Source organism: Brachyspira innocens ATCC 29796, assembly GCF_000384655.1.
GTDB classification, from domain to species: Bacteria; Spirochaetota; Brachyspiria; order Brachyspirales; family Brachyspiraceae; genus Brachyspira; species Brachyspira innocens.
Window position 1 is genome coordinate 1 of the sequence record NZ_ARQI01000116.1, and the last position, 15,390, is coordinate 15,390.

Annotated in this window: 22 protein-coding genes and 1 tRNA gene; 19 read left to right on the forward strand and 4 right to left on the reverse strand. The window is 28.1% G+C overall.

Features of this window, described 5'->3' with window-relative positions:
• On the forward strand, nucleotides 1–981 hold a 981-nt coding region (locus F811_RS16770), incomplete at its 5' end, for a hypothetical protein (protein WP_020004930.1).
• Nucleotides 982–1,102: 121 nt separating this feature from the next.
• Here F811_RS16770 and pyrR read toward each other — a convergent pair.
• Nucleotides 1,103–1,630 (reverse strand): bifunctional pyr operon transcriptional regulator/uracil phosphoribosyltransferase PyrR, encoded by a 528-nt coding sequence (gene pyrR, locus F811_RS0109050; RefSeq protein ID WP_020004931.1) that lies wholly within the window; start codon nucleotides 1,628–1,630, stop codon nucleotides 1,103–1,105.
• 253 nt (nucleotides 1,631–1,883) lie between these two features.
• On the opposite strand from pyrR, the gene F811_RS0109055 reads away from it, so the two are divergent.
• The 11 genes from F811_RS0109055 (at nucleotide 1,884) to F811_RS16775 (ending at nucleotide 10,318) form a co-directional block, all read left to right on the forward strand.
• A complete protein-coding gene (locus F811_RS0109055; protein WP_013114389.1) occupies nucleotides 1,884–2,432 on the forward strand; it encodes a flagellar basal body-associated FliL family protein in 549 nt (182 codons plus the stop codon).
• Between the two features lie 41 nt (nucleotides 2,433–2,473).
• Entirely contained in the window at nucleotides 2,474–3,505 is a 1,032-nt protein-coding gene (gene fliM, locus F811_RS0109060) for a flagellar motor switch protein FliM (RefSeq protein WP_008722421.1), read from the forward strand.
• 4 nt (nucleotides 3,506–3,509) lie between these two features.
• Nucleotides 3,510–4,589 carry a flagellar motor switch protein FliN gene (gene fliN / locus F811_RS0109065; RefSeq protein ID WP_020004932.1) on the forward strand — a complete coding sequence of 360 codons (1,080 nt, stop codon included), beginning with the start codon at nucleotides 3,510–3,512 and terminating at the stop codon, nucleotides 4,587–4,589.
• 153 nt (nucleotides 4,590–4,742) lie between these two features.
• Complete coding sequence (gene fliN / locus F811_RS0109070) at nucleotides 4,743–5,075, forward strand: flagellar motor switch protein FliN (protein WP_020004933.1); 333 nt, start codon at nucleotides 4,743–4,745, stop codon at nucleotides 5,073–5,075.
• Nucleotides 5,076–5,136: 61 nt separating this feature from the next.
• Nucleotides 5,137–5,643: a Panacea domain-containing protein gene (locus tag F811_RS0109075; protein WP_020004934.1), complete on the forward strand. Its 507-nt coding sequence runs from the start codon at nucleotides 5,137–5,139 to the stop codon at nucleotides 5,641–5,643.
• A 14-nt stretch (nucleotides 5,644–5,657) separates the two neighbouring features.
• Nucleotides 5,658–5,978: a hypothetical protein gene (locus F811_RS0109080; protein ID WP_020004935.1), complete on the forward strand. Its 321-nt coding sequence runs from the start codon at nucleotides 5,658–5,660 to the stop codon at nucleotides 5,976–5,978.
• A gap of 99 nt (nucleotides 5,979–6,077) precedes the next feature.
• Nucleotides 6,078–7,022, forward strand: coding sequence for an N-acetylmuramoyl-L-alanine amidase family protein (locus F811_RS0109085; RefSeq protein ID WP_020004936.1), 945 nt, complete (start codon nucleotides 6,078–6,080; stop codon nucleotides 7,020–7,022).
• A gap of 81 nt (nucleotides 7,023–7,103) precedes the next feature.
• Nucleotides 7,104–8,009 carry a peptidoglycan DD-metalloendopeptidase family protein gene (locus F811_RS0109090; protein ID WP_026364402.1) on the forward strand — a complete coding sequence of 302 codons (906 nt, stop codon included), beginning with the start codon at nucleotides 7,104–7,106 and terminating at the stop codon, nucleotides 8,007–8,009.
• A complete protein-coding gene (locus F811_RS0109095) occupies nucleotides 7,999–8,226 on the forward strand; it encodes an AtpZ/AtpI family protein (RefSeq protein WP_020004938.1) in 228 nt (75 codons plus the stop codon). Before F811_RS0109090 ends, F811_RS0109095 begins: the two co-directional genes overlap by 11 nt.
• 3 nt (nucleotides 8,227–8,229) lie before the next feature.
• Nucleotides 8,230–9,429 carry a nicotinate phosphoribosyltransferase gene (gene pncB / locus F811_RS0109100; RefSeq protein WP_020004939.1) on the forward strand — a complete coding sequence of 400 codons (1,200 nt, stop codon included), beginning with the start codon at nucleotides 8,230–8,232 and terminating at the stop codon, nucleotides 9,427–9,429.
• A gap of 745 nt (nucleotides 9,430–10,174) precedes the next feature.
• Entirely contained in the window at nucleotides 10,175–10,318 is a 144-nt protein-coding gene (locus tag F811_RS16775) for a hypothetical protein (RefSeq protein ID WP_020004940.1), read from the forward strand.
• 6 nt (nucleotides 10,319–10,324) lie between these two features.
• Here the strand turns inward: F811_RS16775 and F811_RS0109110 are convergent, their stop codons facing one another.
• A complete protein-coding gene (locus F811_RS0109110) occupies nucleotides 10,325–11,440 on the reverse strand; it encodes an ATP phosphoribosyltransferase regulatory subunit (protein WP_026364404.1) in 1,116 nt (371 codons plus the stop codon).
• 232 nt (nucleotides 11,441–11,672) lie between these two features.
• Between F811_RS0109110 and F811_RS0109120 the strand changes: the two genes are divergently transcribed.
• Together F811_RS0109120 and F811_RS0109125 are read left to right on the forward strand one after the other, a co-directional pair.
• Nucleotides 11,673–11,897, forward strand: coding sequence for a hypothetical protein (locus F811_RS0109120; protein WP_020004943.1), 225 nt, complete (start codon nucleotides 11,673–11,675; stop codon nucleotides 11,895–11,897).
• A gap of 26 nt (nucleotides 11,898–11,923) precedes the next feature.
• Nucleotides 11,924–12,337: a hypothetical protein gene (locus F811_RS0109125; RefSeq protein ID WP_020004944.1), complete on the forward strand. Its 414-nt coding sequence runs from the start codon at nucleotides 11,924–11,926 to the stop codon at nucleotides 12,335–12,337.
• Nucleotides 12,338–12,339: 2 nt separating this feature from the next.
• Here the strand turns inward: F811_RS0109125 and F811_RS0109130 are convergent, their stop codons facing one another.
• Nucleotides 12,340–13,050, reverse strand: a complete 711-nt coding sequence (locus tag F811_RS0109130) for an LrgB family protein (RefSeq protein WP_020004945.1) — start codon at nucleotides 13,048–13,050, stop codon at nucleotides 12,340–12,342.
• Between the two features lie 29 nt (nucleotides 13,051–13,079).
• On the reverse strand, nucleotides 13,080–13,439 hold the full coding sequence (locus F811_RS0109135; RefSeq protein ID WP_020004946.1) for a CidA/LrgA family protein: 360 nt from the start codon (nucleotides 13,437–13,439) through the stop codon (nucleotides 13,080–13,082).
• A gap of 206 nt (nucleotides 13,440–13,645) precedes the next feature.
• Here F811_RS0109135 and rpmG point away from each other — a divergent pair, with 206 nt between their 5' ends.
• From rpmG to rplK, 5 genes are all read left to right on the forward strand, one after another.
• Complete coding sequence (gene rpmG / locus F811_RS0109140) at nucleotides 13,646–13,822, forward strand: 50S ribosomal protein L33 (RefSeq protein ID WP_008723772.1); 177 nt, start codon at nucleotides 13,646–13,648, stop codon at nucleotides 13,820–13,822.
• Nucleotides 13,823–13,856: 34 nt separating this feature from the next.
• Nucleotides 13,857–13,929: transfer RNA gene (locus tag F811_RS0109145), tRNA-Trp, on the forward strand.
• A gap of 41 nt (nucleotides 13,930–13,970) precedes the next feature.
• A complete protein-coding gene (gene secE / locus F811_RS0109150) occupies nucleotides 13,971–14,291 on the forward strand; it encodes a preprotein translocase subunit SecE (RefSeq protein WP_020004947.1) in 321 nt (106 codons plus the stop codon).
• Nucleotides 14,292–14,296: 5 nt separating this feature from the next.
• Nucleotides 14,297–14,884, forward strand: a complete 588-nt coding sequence (nusG, locus tag F811_RS0109155; RefSeq protein ID WP_020004948.1) for a transcription termination/antitermination protein NusG — start codon at nucleotides 14,297–14,299, stop codon at nucleotides 14,882–14,884.
• 28 nt (nucleotides 14,885–14,912) lie between these two features.
• Nucleotides 14,913–15,335 (forward strand): 50S ribosomal protein L11, encoded by a 423-nt coding sequence (rplK, locus tag F811_RS0109160; RefSeq protein WP_020004949.1) that lies wholly within the window; start codon nucleotides 14,913–14,915, stop codon nucleotides 15,333–15,335.
• Nucleotides 15,336–15,390: the final 55 nt, after the last annotated feature.

Below are 15,390 nucleotides of genomic sequence, written 5' to 3' on the forward strand. Positions count from 1 at the left end.
ATAAAAGAAGAATTACCAGAAGAAGAAATCATCAATAATGAAGAAGATTTGACAGACGAAGACAAGGCTATGTATGAGGGCTATTTGGATAAAGTAGACAATCATGCAGAGGAAGATTTATCTGAAGAAGAAAAAGCGATGTATCATAGTTATTTGAACTCTGAACATCAAACTACTTCAGATGAAGAAGAAACATCAGAAAAACCAACAGTAGATAATGATGAATTACAAGAAGAAGTTAAAGAAAATGATAAAAAAGATGATTTAAAAGACGATGATATACTTGAAGAAAAAGAAATATATGAAAACAATGTGGATAAAACAGAAGATAATACTGTAGATGAAGATCTTCAAAGTATTTTATCCACTGATGATGCTAAAATAGATGAGATACGTGATTCTGATTTAAATATGCTTGAAAATATTATCAAGGGTAATGAAGAGGAAGACGGAGAAGAACTTATACGTATAGCTGATAATAAAAATGAAAATAATGCTCAAGAAGAAACTAAAGTTAAATCTGTAGAAAATTTTGATTCTATGGAAGAGCTTTTAAATAAGGAGACGAATATGTCTGAAGAAAAAGAATTACAAACTATAGAGAAAGATAATGTAGACAGCAGTGTAGCGGTTGAAGATGAGTTTAAATTGGGTGATGATAATGGACCTATACTAATTGAAGAAGAAGAACATAAGCCTTCCAATAGCAGTGATGATGATGATTTTGACGGAGAGATAACTCAATCTGATTTGGATTATGCTATCAAATTATTTGAGTCAGAAGAAACAAGCGGAAGCAGTAATGAATACAGTTCTAAACAGGATATTTTATTATCAGAAAATGAAATTAATAAATTTAAAAAGCTCTTTGGTTATTTCAAAAATATAGTAGAAAAGATGTCGCCTGAGGATTTAAATGACTTCTCTAAAACAGAGTTTTATGATATGTATTCATCATTATTTAGGAAATTTAGTGATTAAAAATAAAAGGGGCTTAAATAAGCCCCTTTTTTATTATAACCTATTATTATCTATTGCGATTTTTTACATGTATATAGTTATATTATTGTGTAATTGTGTAAAATACATAATTGCAACATCTCTAATTTCTATCTTTTAAAAGTACCAAATCTTCACCTTCCAATTCCTTCACTCTTACAGATACATACTGATCTTCTGGTACATTAAGAGCAAGTCCAACATAATTAGCAGATACAGGAAGTTCTCTTCCGAATCTATCAACCAATACCAATAATGCTACTTTTTTAGGTCTTCCATATTCAAATAAAGCATTCAAAGCCGCCCTAATAGTTCTTCCTGTATAAAGTACATCATCTACAAGAAGTATAGTTTTTCCAGTAATATCAAAAGGTATATCAGTTTCTTTAATTTCAGGAAACTCTGAAAGAGAAGATAAATCATCTCTATAAAGATTAATGTCTATTGCCCCAATAGGTATTTCTGTTTTTACTTTTTCTTCTAAAAGTTTTTTTAATCTTATACCAAGAAAATCACCGCGTCTTCTTATTCCTACAATAGCGAGCTTTTCAATATCTTCTTTTTCTATGATTTCGGCTGCTAATCTAGGAAGAACTTTTTCATATTCTTCAGCTTTTAATAAAACTCTCATTTTAATACTCCTTAAGATATTGCTTTATTTTTATGAAATTAATCAATTTTTAAAGATTATAACGATTAAAAAGAAAAAAATCAACATAATTATTTTTTTACTTTTGCATAAAAAATATGTTAAGTGTTTTGATACTTTACCGATATTATATATAAGGACAGTAAAAAAAGTTAAAGTTAACATAAGAGTTGCTAATTTTATTTTACTGTTATATAATTGAAAACAAACATATTAATTTAAGTGAGGAAATTATATGGCAGACGAAGAAAACTTAGACGAAGAATTGGATGAAGGCGAAGAAGAGCAAGCCGAAGCTGCACCAAAGAAGAAATTTGGTTTAAGCCCTATGATTGTAAAAATCCTTATGGGAGTTGCTGCCATTTTAGTTGTGGCTTTAATATCTGGGCTTATAGCATTTTTTGTTTCTAAAAGTGTAGGCAAAGCTGCAGGGGTTCAAGGCGGAGTAGTGGATGATATGGTAAAACAGCCGCCTCCATCAATATATCGTATAGATCCAGAGTTCAATGTAAACACAGCTGACATGGACGTAGCTAGATATGTAAAGGTAAGTATAATATTAACTTATACTACTAATGTGAAACAGCTTGCAGTAGAACTTCCAGAAAGATTCTATATGATAAGAGACAGAATTACTACAATACTTAGTTCTTATACTTATGATCAGTTAAGAACTAATGAAGGCAGAGAGCAGTTAAAAGCTGATATTAAGCGAGAGATTAATAGTATGCTTAGAAATGGTCAAATAGATGGTATATTATTTGATAACTTCTTATTAAGCTAATTAAAGAAGAACGGAAAAAATATTTATAGAAGGATACTCGTATGACAGAAGTATTGTCACAAAGCGAAATAGATGCGTTACTAAGTGCTATATCATCTGGTGAAAGTTTAGATAATATTGATACTAAACGTGTAGAAGTAGAGCATAGAAAGATAAAGATATACGACTTCAAACGTCCGGATAAGTTTTCAAAAGACCAAATTAGAACGCTTCAAATGATGCATGAAAACTTCGCACGTGTTACTACAACTTCATTATCAGCACAATTAAGAACATTAGTAGGTATTCACGTAGCAAGCGTAGACCAGCTTACTTATGAAGAGTTTATAAGAAGTGTTAGTAATCCTTCTACTTTGGCTATAGTTAGTATGGACCCTTTGAAAGGCAGTTCTATACTAGAGATTGACCCATCTATCACTTTTACTATAATTGATAGATTGTTTGGGGGACCTGGTGAGAGTCCTAAGAATTTAAATAGGGAGCTTACAGATATTGAGTTATCAGTTATGGAAGGTATTATAGTAAGAATACTTGGTAACTTAAGGGAGGCTTGGTCTCAGGTAATAGACTTAAGACCGCGTTTGGGTTCTATAGAAACTAACCCTCAGTTTGCTCAGATGGTTAGCCCTAATGACATGGTTGTACTTATTACTTTAGAGACTAAAGTAGCCGATGTGGAAGGTATGATGAACTTTTGTATACCATATATTACTATTGAGCCTATACTTTCTAAGTTTTCAGCTCAGTATTGGTATGCATCTATTAGAAGAGGAAGCACTAGCGAAAATTTAAAGATAATAAAAGAAAAATTACAAAATATATTTGTTGAAACTTCGGCGGAACTTGGATCTATGCAATTACCGCTATCAGACATTCTCAATCTTCAGAAAGGCGATGTTGTTAAGTTTACTGATACTAAGATTACAGATCCTGTTATATTCAAGATAGGAAACAGAAAGAAATTCTTATGTCGTCCTGGTATATCAGGCAGCAGAATGGCTGTACAGCTTACAGGTGTTATGGATGGAGAGGCTGATATAACCGAAGACGATTTATTAAAAGAGGAGGATTAAGGTTATGATGAGTGACGGTGCATTATCTCAAGACGAAATAGAAGCTTTGCTAAAAGGTGCCGATGAAGCTTTTGGAGGCGATTCCAAAACATCTAGTAATGGCGGCGGAAATGTAGATAAACAACTTTTTAATGAAGCTGCTAAAATGATAGCAGAAAACCAAGCATTTTCGCTATCATCTATTTCTACTAAAAGTGTATCCATTACTAATATTACTACTACAGTTGGAGATGTTAATAACTTACATCAAATGCTTTCTGGTAAAATGATAGAAGCTAAAGTAGGTTATACAGGCTCTATTACTGGAAATGTTTACTATTTCATGGGAGAAAATGAGGCTTTAATAGTTGCTTCTCTTATGATGGGACAAAAAGAAGCTGCTTTAAATGATATGGTAGCTCAGGTATTAAAAGAGGCTTTCTCTCAAATGGTGGGAGTTTCTGACAGTGCTTTATCTTCTAGGTTTGGAGGCAGTTTTACTAATTCTCCTATAGAAACTTCTATACTAGAAGATGCTTTCAGTATTAATATACCTGGACCTTTGGCTATAGTAAGCGGTTCTTTGTCTATTGAAGGTGAAGTGGAAAATGCTCCATATGTATTTGCTTTGGAACTGCCTTTATTACAAAGCCTTTTAGGTTCTGCTTCTTCATCTTCTCAAGCTCCTGCTTCAAATGCAGCAGCTTCTAGTGCTAGCAGTAGTGCTGCTTCAAACCCTATGGCTGGACTTGTAGATAATCAGGCATTTGATTCTGGTCCTCAGCTTGGCGTACAGCATGCAGAGTTTAATTCTTTAATGCCTGCTTCTGATGTACAAGGAACTGGTAATATCGGTCTTCTTATGGACGTTACCATGAATATGACCGTAGAACTAGGAAGAGCTACTATGACTATCAGAGATATTTTAGGACTTGGTGAAGGTTCTATCATAGAGCTTCAAAAATTAGCTGGTGAGCCTGTAGATTTGCTTGTTAATGGTAAATTAATAGCTAAAGGTGAGGTTGTAGTAATAGATGAAAACTTCGGTGTTCGTGTTACTGATATTATTAATCCTATGGACAGACTTACTAATAAACCTAGATAATATAAGTTAAAATAATTACCAATAAATTAAAGCGGGGACTAAAATCCTCGCTTTTTTATTTTAAATAAATAATAAAATTTTTTTTATAACTTAATTGAAATTATATTTTAAACATATATAATATACTTATTATAAATATACAGAAGTAAAATAATGGCAGATAAAAAGACAGTAACTAATAATCCTAACAATTCAGGCAATATCAGTTTGCTTATGGACGTTACTATTAATGTAACTGTAGAATTAGGAAGAGCACGTTTAACTGTAAGAGAAATATTAAGTCTCGGAGAGGGTTCTATTATAGAGCTTCAGAAATTGGCGGGTGAGCCTGTAGATTTGCTTGTTAATGGTAAGCTTATAGCAAGAGGGGAAGTTGTTGTAATAGATGAATGTTTCGGTGTGCGTATTACAGAAATTGCTGATTCTATAAATAACATAGTTCCAGAAAAATCTGAAGAAGAAAAGTCCAAAGAAGAAATTAAATAATTAAAAATTATTTTTGTCATTTTATATAAAATTGTGTTATAAAATTTTGGAGATATTCATTATGGAAGATAAATATAAAAATGCAGTTCATTATATAATAGATAAATGTGAAAATCCTTATAAATTAGGTTCTATAAAATTAAATAAAATATTATTATTTACAGATGGTATTTTACTTAGAAAAACTGGTAAAACATTAACGGAAGATACATATATAAAAAGACAATTTGGTCCTGTACCTAAGAATATATTAAAAATTTTAAATATACTCAAGAATGATAATGCTATAGCTATAAGAGAGGGAGAAAAGAATAATGATGCCCGTTTATTTTTTAGCTTAAAAGAGCCTGATATATCAAATTTATCGTCAATAGAAATAGATGCTCTATACACTGTTACAATGCATATATATAATAATTTTAAAGCAAAAGAAATTAGTGATATAAGTCACCAATTTAAAATATGGGATTTTCTTAATATAGGAGATGAAGTAGATTTATATCCATATTTTATTTCTGAAGAGGCAGAAATAACAAAAGAAGATATTGATTGGGCTTTAAGTGTATAGAGGGTTTATATTTGATGTCTATCGGAATTATTATAGATGATAATGTAAATAAGTATAAAGATATTATTATAAAAGAGTATGCTCATTTTTCAAAACTTTATGATTCTATATATAAAAAAATAGCTTCTGGAGAGAAAGGCGAGCAGATAAAAGAAGATACTTTTTTGTTTAAAGAGAGGGATTTATATTCTGATACTAGTAAACAAATAGAAGTTACTGTTTTATTTTCAAGAAAAGCTCTAAAGAATAATAATGATATTCTTATAGAAATTAGGATAATAGCTTTCAAATTTAAAGATTTAAATAATGGCAATATTATAATTTCTAATAATTAATTAAAAAATATTTATTTGTGTAATATCATCAGTTTATAATATAAAAATTATTTACTTGGGCTTTAATTTAATAAAATTCTTTACGATAATTTAATTACTATGAATAACAAAAACCGTTTTATAATTTTTTCAGTAGTTATTATCGTTTTAATAATTGTATCTTTCTCATCGCTTATTGTTACAGCAAATACTAAAGTTTCTGAAAATATAGTAAGAGAAAGCGAAGTAAATAAAGTTTCTACGCCTAGTGAGAAATTTAATGATATAATAGAAAATAGAAAAATTAGGATACTTATAGATCCAGGTCATAATGCTGCTACAAAAGGAGCATTAGGATATTTGGGTTATGAATATTATGTTAATTTAAGAGTAGCTAGAGAATTAGCTAAAATACTTTCAGAAGATGACAGATTTGAATATTTTTTAAGCAGAGACGGAGCATATTACAGCAGACCTATTAAAGAATATATGACTAATAATTATGCTGAGCTTTTAGGAATATACAATACAAAAGTAAAAGGCGAAGAGAGAAGCGGAAATTTAACAAGATATCAGACTTTAGAGATGTATGCTATAAGACATTATGCTATAGATAATAATTTTGACCTTTTGCTTAGTATACATTTTGATTATATGCCTTATATCAGTAGAAGGGCTAAAACTTCTGGTTTTCATGTTATAGTAAGTCCTTATAATAAAGAGTTTCCAGCTTCTATGCAGGTTGCTTATAAATTATCTGAACATATGCAGGAAAAATATAAAATCTCTCCTGTTATAGGTCATGACAGAGTACTTCCTAATAATGTATGGAAATTTTATGATAAAGATGAATTAATTAAAGAAGGAATATCTTTGAGAGGATTAATAGTTATAGGCGATGCTTATGAAAATGCTTATAATAAACAGGAAATAAAAAAAGATGTGCCTTCAGTACTTATAGAATCTGCTTTTATACATGAATGGCAGTTTGGAAGCATCAAAGCTATAAGAGAATTAGCAAATCAAATGTATGAGGCTTTGGTTGATGTATATACTACAAAATAGGCATTTTAACTGTTTTATTATTATTGATTAAATATCAATATTTTGATAAAATAGTTATCAATTATTAGGCAGCAGATTATGATGCATATAAAAAATAAGAGAAAAAAAAGTAGTAAATATATTAATAAAAAACCTTCTGCGTTTTATTTGTTTTTTAAAAAAATTGGTCAGTTTCTTACGCATAAAATATTTTTTATGTTTATACCGCATTCTAAAAAGAAAACTAAAACGTTATCAATTCCAGTATATTCTTTAATTATAATTATTATTATTATTATTTCAGCATTACTTTCTACTTTTTCTTTTCTAACCAAAAATACTGTACTTGCAAGTAAAACAGAAATATTAAGCGGAAGCTATAAAGATAAATTGGCAGAGATAAATTCATTGGAAACTATTTTTAATTCAGTAGTAACTAATGATTATTATATAATAGATATGTCTAATATTGCTGGTATATTAAAAATAGATAATAATGCTATATCTTTTTCTAATAACTATGTAGATAATATCATGCTTATGAACTCAAGGGCAGATGAATTAGAAAAAATAAGATTATATTTAGAAGAATTAAGAGCAAATATCAACTCTAAAAATAATTCGCTTGAATCTATTCCTTCAATACTTCCTATAGATTCAAGATACGCTGTTATATCAAGACCATATCAGGACGGATCTATCATATCTAAGGGTATAGGTTTTGAAACTATAGCTGGTACTTTGATAAGAGCGGCTGCTTCAGGTACTGTTAATGATGTGTCATATGATAAAGACAGCGGATTTACCATCACTATTTATCATAGATTTGGTGTTGTTACAAGATACAGCGGACTTGCTACTTCGGCAGTATCTGAGAAGATGACTGTAAAAAAGGGTGAAATATTAGGAAATGCCAAGACTGGTATTTTTGACTATGATCTTAAAATAGCTACAAAATATGTTAATCCTTTGATATTTACTACTTTAGAATATGAAGATGGAGAATAAGAACTTAAAAAACGCTGTAAGATATGCAGCACTTGGAGCTGAGTTTGGAAGTATGGTACTTGGTTTGGCTTTTGTAGGGCATTATGCAGACAAACATTTTAACAGCAGGCCTTTATTTACAATAATAGGTATATTTGTTGGTTTTGTTTCTGGTATTTACAGGCTTTACAAGATATCAAAGGCTTTTGATAAAATGAATAAAAATAATAAGGATTAAATTATGAAGCCTATAATAAATAGTTTATTAGATACTGATTTATATAAATTCACCATGCAGCAATGTGCTTTAAGACAGTTCTCTGATGTTTGGGTGCGTTATGTATTTAAAAGCAGGAATATACTAGAGTGGACTTTTGAGATGCATGAGGAGCTTTTAAGACAAATAAAGTATTTCAGCAGCTTAAATTTCAAAAAAGATGAACTTGAATATTTGGCTTCTTTGAGATTTATAAAAAAGGATTATATAGAGTTTTTAAAACTATACAGACCTTTAGAAGAACATGTAAAAGCCTTATTTGATAATGATAAATTAACTGTTGAAATAGAAGGTCCTTGGTATCAGACTATACTTTGGGAAATACCTATGCTTGCTATGATTAGCGAGATTTATTATACATATACTGTTTGTAAAGAAGATAATGGAAGAAAAGCATATGAACAGGCTGAGATTAATTTATTAAAAAAAATAGATGATAAATTAATACCTATGCATAAGGAAGAAAATGGATTTAAACTTTCAGAGTTTGGAACTAGAAGAAGATTTTCTTTTGATTGGCAGAATAAAGTTGTTGATATACTAAAGAAAAAACTTCCGTCTTCCTGTTTGGTTGGTACTAGTAATGTTTATTTTGCTAAAAAATATGATTTGCTTGCCGTAGGTACAAATGCTCATGAATATTATCAAATAGGGCAGGCATTAGATAAAGTAAGGCTTGCAGAAAGTCAGAAATTTATGCTTCAGTCTTGGGTTAATGAATACAGAGGCGATTTAGGTATAGCATTATCCGATACATTGGGTACTGATAAATTTTTAAAAGATTTTGATTTGTATTTTGCAAAACTTTATGACGGAATAAGGCATGATTCTGGAGATCCTATAACTTGGGGATATAAAGTTATAAATCATTACAAAAGTCTTAGAGTAGATCCTAAAACAAAAACTCTGCTTTTTAGCGACAGCCTAAATTTTGATAAAGCATATGTTATATACAAAGAGTTTAAAGATGAAGCTAAAGTAACATTTGGTATAGGTACCTATATCACAAATGATTTTGAACCAGTTTCTAAGCCTTTAAATATAGTGATGAAACTTCAAAGTGTTAATGGCAAACCTGTAGCAAAACTATCTGATGATGAGGGCAAAACTATTTGTGAAGATGAAGCATTTTTGAGTTACTTAAAGATAGTTGCCAAAGAGTGAAGAAATAAATATATTTTGCATTCTCCAATTTATAATGTTGTAATTATTAATAGATTTGTTTCAAAAGTACTTGACAAATAATTTTAATAGTTTATTGTTTTATGCTAAATTATATAATATTAATTATTATATAATTTATATGTTTTACATGTTGTATAATTTATTCTTTTAGTATATAAACATTCAGTCTTTTTGCTTCTTTGGGTCACCAAAAGAAGTGGGGCTTGGGGCAAAGCCCCAACTATAATTTAAAAATATTAAATTAAAAATTTATAAATATTAATAAATTTAGTTTTGAAACAAGTCTAATATATTTGTTGTATTTTATACAATTAGAGTATATAATTTTTAGTATGTACCTAAACAATTATAGTTTGTCAAAAATAAATTTTTTATAAAATATTTTTATTGTAAAGTACAATCTATAAAAATTAAATAAAATAAAATTATTATAATAGTTTTAGATTAATTCAAATTTAATTATTTATAAATTTCACTTTTTATATATTAGAGTTGTTATATATAAAACAGTTAAGTATAATTTTATAAGAGTAAGGTAAATTTACTTATAATTAAATATAATGTGAAGAAAAGTATTTATATTTTTAATTAGTATTCTATTATATAATTTTATTTTTCAATAATATTTAGTAATGTGTTAAAAAATCCTGATAAAATAATATTTTTTCATATTTTCTTGACAATTGCATTATTATTTATATACTTTTAAATAAAGGAGGATTATATGCCTAAAAAAGTAAAAAAATTAAACTTAAAAAAAACTAATAATATGTTAACCGAACATAAACTTGATGATGGAACTATAGTAAAACTTAATCCTACAGTTACAAGAATAGTATTGTTTGATAATAAAAATAAAGTTAATTAATAATAATTATATTAAAGTATTATTATCAAATATATATTTTTGTTTATAATTATATTCTGTATTATATTCATCAGTATATATATCTGTTCTTACTTTCTTTCCTTCTCTTATAAAACTATGTACTTTATTTAATAATTCCTTTTCATCACCGCTTTTATAGAGTATTAATATGTCAAAGTCATATTCATTTTTTTCTGTATCTTTTTTGTATAATTTATCCATATAAACAGCAAAGCCTATAGCGTTTTTTTTATTTTTCTTATTTTGTGTATGGGCATTGAACTTATCTAATAATTTATCGTATCTTCCTCCAGAAAGTACGGCATCATTATTGCCTTTAATATATCCTTTAAAAATTATTCCGTTATAGTATCCTAATTTACTTTCTATGGAGAAATCTAAAAGTATATTTTCAAAGTTATTATAGTTTTCAAATACTCCTAATAGGCTTTTTAATTCATCATATGCCTGCTGCATTTTTTTGTTTATTATTATATTTTCTATTTTTTCTAATACTTTTTTATAGTTTCCAGATATGTCTATTAATGATATGATATAGCTTTTTAATTTATCATCTATATTATCTAATATTAATGTTTTTTCTAAATCATGTTTATTTTTGCTGTATATTAATTTAAGAATCTCTAATTTTTTATCTTCATCTAGGTTAAGCTCATCTATTAAAGCAGAAATAAAATCTATACTTGATATTTCTAGTATATATTCTTTATTTATTGTCTTTAGACTATCTATTGCCATACTTATAATTTCTAAATTTGAATATTTAGTTAAAGTTCCTATTATTTCAACACCCACCTGCTGTATTTCTTCATATTCATTTGAAACTTCATCTATTTTATAAATATCTTCTATGTAGTATAATTTTTTTGTGTATTTATCATTATCTTTTAGAACTTTTTTTACTATTGATAATGTAACATCTGGTCTTAATGACTGAAGATTTCCATTGAGATTCATAAATGTGAGTATATGTTCTGTTTGAAGAAAATCTTTATAATTATTGTATAGATTATAATCTTCAAATTTGCTTAATTTTATTTTTTTATATCCGTACTCTTCATATATTTTTGTTAATTTAGAAACTATAGTATTTTCGTTCATGATATTTATTTCTTCTTTTTTAATATTATTTTGAAAAATATTATAATCTAAAAATAAAAAAATAACCATATATAGTAATTAAAAATATGATTGTTTTATTAAATGTGATATATATAAATTTCTATTTAAAATATTTACTTAAAGAAATTTTACACTTATGGGAATTAAGTATTGACTTATTAATTTTTTTTAATATACTAAAATTTTATATAGAAAAAAGAGATTATTTTATATGAAGAAATATTTATTTATATTATCATTTATGCTTTTAGTTTTATTCTCAGAGCAGGAATGCAAAGGACCAGACGGCGACAGCAAGCCTACTCCTTTTAGAAAAGAAGCATCTATCACTGAATACAAATATTATTTGGATATAGAAGGTATTTTTTATAGTTTAATAATATTTGCAGGTGTTGCTTTGCCTTTACTTTATATAGTTAATAAAAAAATTGACTGATAAAATATATTTTTTGGAGATAATTTATGATAAATATAGAAGATTTAGTTGATGTAGCAGATGCTAATATAAAAGAAGATGATTGGGAATTGTATAAAGTATTTAAGCCTATGAAAGTTTTTGGTAAGCATTTGGAAACATTATTTGATATAGGTATACATAAGGTTTGGAAACTTGAGGATATTATTAATAATTTGAAATCTCATGTTAAAGTACTTTCTGATTCAAGAGAGGAGCTTAAAAATGCTTATGGGGACTTTATGTTTAAAGATGTAGATGATGATTGGTATAATAATATAGATATATATAAAATACTGATAAAGATAAATGAGGACGGCAGTATAGAGTCAAGAGTAGAATGCGGTGATGATGAGAATACATTCAATGTGTATTTTAGAAATAATGATATAGTAAATATTATGGAATCTAATATAAGATAGATTTAAGCCCATATCATTAAAAGCAGTTTATAAAGAATAGGAAGAAGTACAACAGTTAAAGCTCCAGCAACTCCTATAGCAAGTCCAGACATAGCTCCTTCTGTCTCTCCCATTTCTATAGCTTTACTTGTTCCCACAGCATGCGAAGCTGTTCCTATTGCAAGACCTATAGCTAGAGGTGATTTTATTTTAAATATCTTGCATACAAAAGGGGCAATTATAGCACCAACCACTCCAGAAATAATAACAGATAAAACAGTAATGGATCTCATTCCTCCCATATTTGCAGTAATATCTACGGCAATTGCAGTTGTAACCGATTTCGTTAATAGTGAAGGAAATAACTCTTCAGATATACCTAATAATTTTGCTGATATAAATATACCAGTTATTCCTATAGAGCTTCCTATCGCTATGCTTATTAATATAACTGCTAGATTTGCTTTAAGTATAGGAAGGTTTCTGTATATAGGAAGAGCTAAAACTACAGTTGCAGGTCCCACAAGAGCATTTATAAATTTACCGCCGCTTTCATTATACACGCTGTATGGTACTTTCATGAAGTATAGAGAAAAGCCTACTAATATTACACTGGTTACTAGTGGGGTAAGTATAGGTAATTTAGTTTTTATATATATAGTGTATGATATTATATATGCTATTAAAGTTATTACTATTGGTATTATAGGATTTTGTATAAATAGTTCTTTCATAATTAATCTCCAATTATTATTTTTTAATACTATTTTCTCAATTTTGATAATAATTTTTCAAATATTTGAGCAGATAATCCAGTAGCAGCCATAATAACTACTACCATAAATACACATATGATTACAAAAGGTATAATTTCATCTTTTACATATTTGTATTCGTCCATTATAGCCAAAGTACCTGGTATAAAAAGCATTGACATATTTGCTATTAATATATCGCTTGCTTCGTCTATGTGATTTTCTTTTACTATTCCAAGCATAAGCAGTATAAAGAGAAGTATCATTCCTATTACATTTCCGGGTATTGGAAGTTTTAATGTTTTGCTTAAAATATCAGCGATAGAGTATATAGAAAAAATGATTGTAAATTGTTTAATGAGTTTCATATTTAATTTTCCGTTTTAAAAAATTTGCTATAAATTATATATATATCTTATCTGTTTTTCAATAGCTTAATACTATTAAAAATAATGTTTTTATAGTTTTTATATAAAAATATTATTTTTGTATTTAGTTGTTGACATAAATTGTTTTTGGGTATATAATAGAATACCTTGTAAATTATAGGTCATATAAATTTGAGGAGCTAACAATGGCAGGTGCTAAAGTAAAAACCGAACAAATACATCTTCAATGTACAGAATGTAAAAGAAAAAATTATATAACAACTAAAAATAAACAAAATGTACCAGAAAAATTAGAACTAAAAAAATATTGTCCTCATGATAAAAAACATACGATTCATAAGGAATTAAAAGTATCAAGATAAATACTTCTTTTTTAAGAATATATTTATAAATTTTGGGTCAGTAGTTCAATTGGTAGAGCACCGGTCTCCAAAACCGGGTGTTGCAGGTTCGACTCCTGTCTGACCTGAATAGTTCTTAATTATTAAAAAATAATTTAAGGTAAGCTTTATGGCAGATAAAAAGAAAAATAGTTTTTTGAATTCTATACAGGAAATAAAAAAAGAGCTTTTTGAAAGAAGTGTATGGCCTACTCGTCAGGATGTTATAAATCAAACAGTTGTGGTTATAATTTTACTTATAGTAGCCTCTGTTTTTTTGGGAGCTGCTGATTATATTGTAACATTTGTAGTGAGGGCTTTGTTAGATGGTTCTGTTTTAGGCGGATTAATATCTTCAAAAATTACATTGGTATTGATATTGGCTGTAGTTGTGCTTTTCGTAATATATTTTGCTATTCGCTACATGAGAAAAAATAGATATAATAGGTGAAAAATATGTCTGAAGAAATGGCTGATATAAAAGATTATAAATGGTATATAGTTCATACTCAGCATGGTTATGAAAATAAAGTTCGTGAACGTATAGAGAAAAGAGCTAAAGAAAGCGGAATGTCTGATTTGATAGTTGATATATATATACCTTCTGAAACTGTAACTTCTACAAAAAATGGTAAGAAAGTATCTAAAGAAGAATTTTTTTATCCTGGATATGTTTTGGTAAAAATGATAATGAACGATGCAACACAGTCTATGGTTAGACGTACTCCGGGTGTTGCTGGTTTTATAGGTAGTCATGCTACAACTAAAGAAGAAGGTAATATAATACCTACTCCTTTAAGTGAAGCAGATGTTGCCCGTATATTTGAAAATAGAGATGAAAAATCTAAAACAGAGATAAATGAAATTATAGGAATGGAATTTGATATAGGGGAAAAGGTTCAGGTAATAGATGGACCTTTCAATGGTTTGAATGGAGTTATAGAAAATATTAATTCTGATAAAGGTAAAGTAACTGTAAAAATAGAGATATTCGGCAGAAGTACTCCTACAGAATTAGAGTTTAGCAAAGTAAAGAAATTATAAAAAATAAATAAATCAAGAGGTAGTAAAAATGGCTAAAAGAGTAGTTGGTATTGTAAAGGTTCGCATACCGGGCGGAGAGGCAACACCTGCTCCACCATTAGGACCAGCATTAGGTCAGAAGCAGATACAAATAGCCGCTTTCGTTAAAGATTTTAATGCAAAAACTTCTAAAATGAAAGGGCAAATATTAAATACCTATATAACAGTATATGAAGATAAAACATATACCTTTGTTACTAAAGGTACATCTACTTCTACATTAATTAAGAAAAAATTGGGCATAGAAAAAGGTTCTGGAGAGCCTAATAAAACTAAAGTTGCTACAATCAATCAAAAGCAGCTTGAAGAAATAGCTCAGGAAAAAATGGCTTATATGTCAGCTAATGATATAGAAGCAGCTAAAAAGATAGTTGCGGGTACAGCTCGTGCTATGGGTATAAAAGTAGAATAATATTTAAGAGGCATACCATTTATTGATTAGAATAAATGGAAGTAGACGTTTGAAA

What these genes read in the sequence shown, in the direction of transcription:
- pyrR (WP_020004931.1), bottom strand. Translation starts at nt 1,630, where the DNA reads ATGAGAGTTTTATTAAAAGCTGAAGAATATGAAAAAGTTCTTCCTAGA.
- F811_RS0109055 (WP_013114389.1), top strand. Translation starts at nt 1,884, where the DNA reads ATGGCAGACGAAGAAAACTTAGACGAAGAATTGGATGAAGGCGAAGAA.
- fliM (WP_008722421.1), top strand. Translation starts at nt 2,474, where the DNA reads ATGACAGAAGTATTGTCACAAAGCGAAATAGATGCGTTACTAAGTGCT.
- fliN (WP_020004932.1), top strand. Translation starts at nt 3,510, where the DNA reads ATGATGAGTGACGGTGCATTATCTCAAGACGAAATAGAAGCTTTGCTA.
- fliN (WP_020004933.1), top strand. Translation starts at nt 4,743, where the DNA reads ATGGCAGATAAAAAGACAGTAACTAATAATCCTAACAATTCAGGCAAT.
- F811_RS0109075 (WP_020004934.1), top strand. Translation starts at nt 5,137, where the DNA reads ATGGAAGATAAATATAAAAATGCAGTTCATTATATAATAGATAAATGT.
- F811_RS0109080 (WP_020004935.1), top strand. Translation starts at nt 5,658, where the DNA reads ATGTCTATCGGAATTATTATAGATGATAATGTAAATAAGTATAAAGAT.
- F811_RS0109085 (WP_020004936.1), top strand. Translation starts at nt 6,078, where the DNA reads ATGAATAACAAAAACCGTTTTATAATTTTTTCAGTAGTTATTATCGTT.
- F811_RS0109090 (WP_026364402.1), top strand. Translation starts at nt 7,104, where the DNA reads ATGCATATAAAAAATAAGAGAAAAAAAAGTAGTAAATATATTAATAAA.
- F811_RS0109095 (WP_020004938.1), top strand. Translation starts at nt 7,999, where the DNA reads ATGGAGAATAAGAACTTAAAAAACGCTGTAAGATATGCAGCACTTGGA.
- pncB (WP_020004939.1), top strand. Translation starts at nt 8,230, where the DNA reads ATGAAGCCTATAATAAATAGTTTATTAGATACTGATTTATATAAATTC.
- F811_RS16775 (WP_020004940.1), top strand. Translation starts at nt 10,175, where the DNA reads ATGCCTAAAAAAGTAAAAAAATTAAACTTAAAAAAAACTAATAATATG.
- F811_RS0109110 (WP_026364404.1), bottom strand. Translation starts at nt 11,440, where the DNA reads ATGAACGAAAATACTATAGTTTCTAAATTAACAAAAATATATGAAGAG.
- F811_RS0109120 (WP_020004943.1), top strand. Translation starts at nt 11,673, where the DNA reads ATGAAGAAATATTTATTTATATTATCATTTATGCTTTTAGTTTTATTC.
- F811_RS0109125 (WP_020004944.1), top strand. Translation starts at nt 11,924, where the DNA reads ATGATAAATATAGAAGATTTAGTTGATGTAGCAGATGCTAATATAAAA.
- F811_RS0109130 (WP_020004945.1), bottom strand. Translation starts at nt 13,050, where the DNA reads ATGAAAGAACTATTTATACAAAATCCTATAATACCAATAGTAATAACT.
- F811_RS0109135 (WP_020004946.1), bottom strand. Translation starts at nt 13,439, where the DNA reads ATGAAACTCATTAAACAATTTACAATCATTTTTTCTATATACTCTATC.
- rpmG (WP_008723772.1), top strand. Translation starts at nt 13,646, where the DNA reads ATGGCAGGTGCTAAAGTAAAAACCGAACAAATACATCTTCAATGTACA.
- secE (WP_020004947.1), top strand. Translation starts at nt 13,971, where the DNA reads ATGGCAGATAAAAAGAAAAATAGTTTTTTGAATTCTATACAGGAAATA.
- nusG (WP_020004948.1), top strand. Translation starts at nt 14,297, where the DNA reads ATGTCTGAAGAAATGGCTGATATAAAAGATTATAAATGGTATATAGTT.
- rplK (WP_020004949.1), top strand. Translation starts at nt 14,913, where the DNA reads ATGGCTAAAAGAGTAGTTGGTATTGTAAAGGTTCGCATACCGGGCGGA.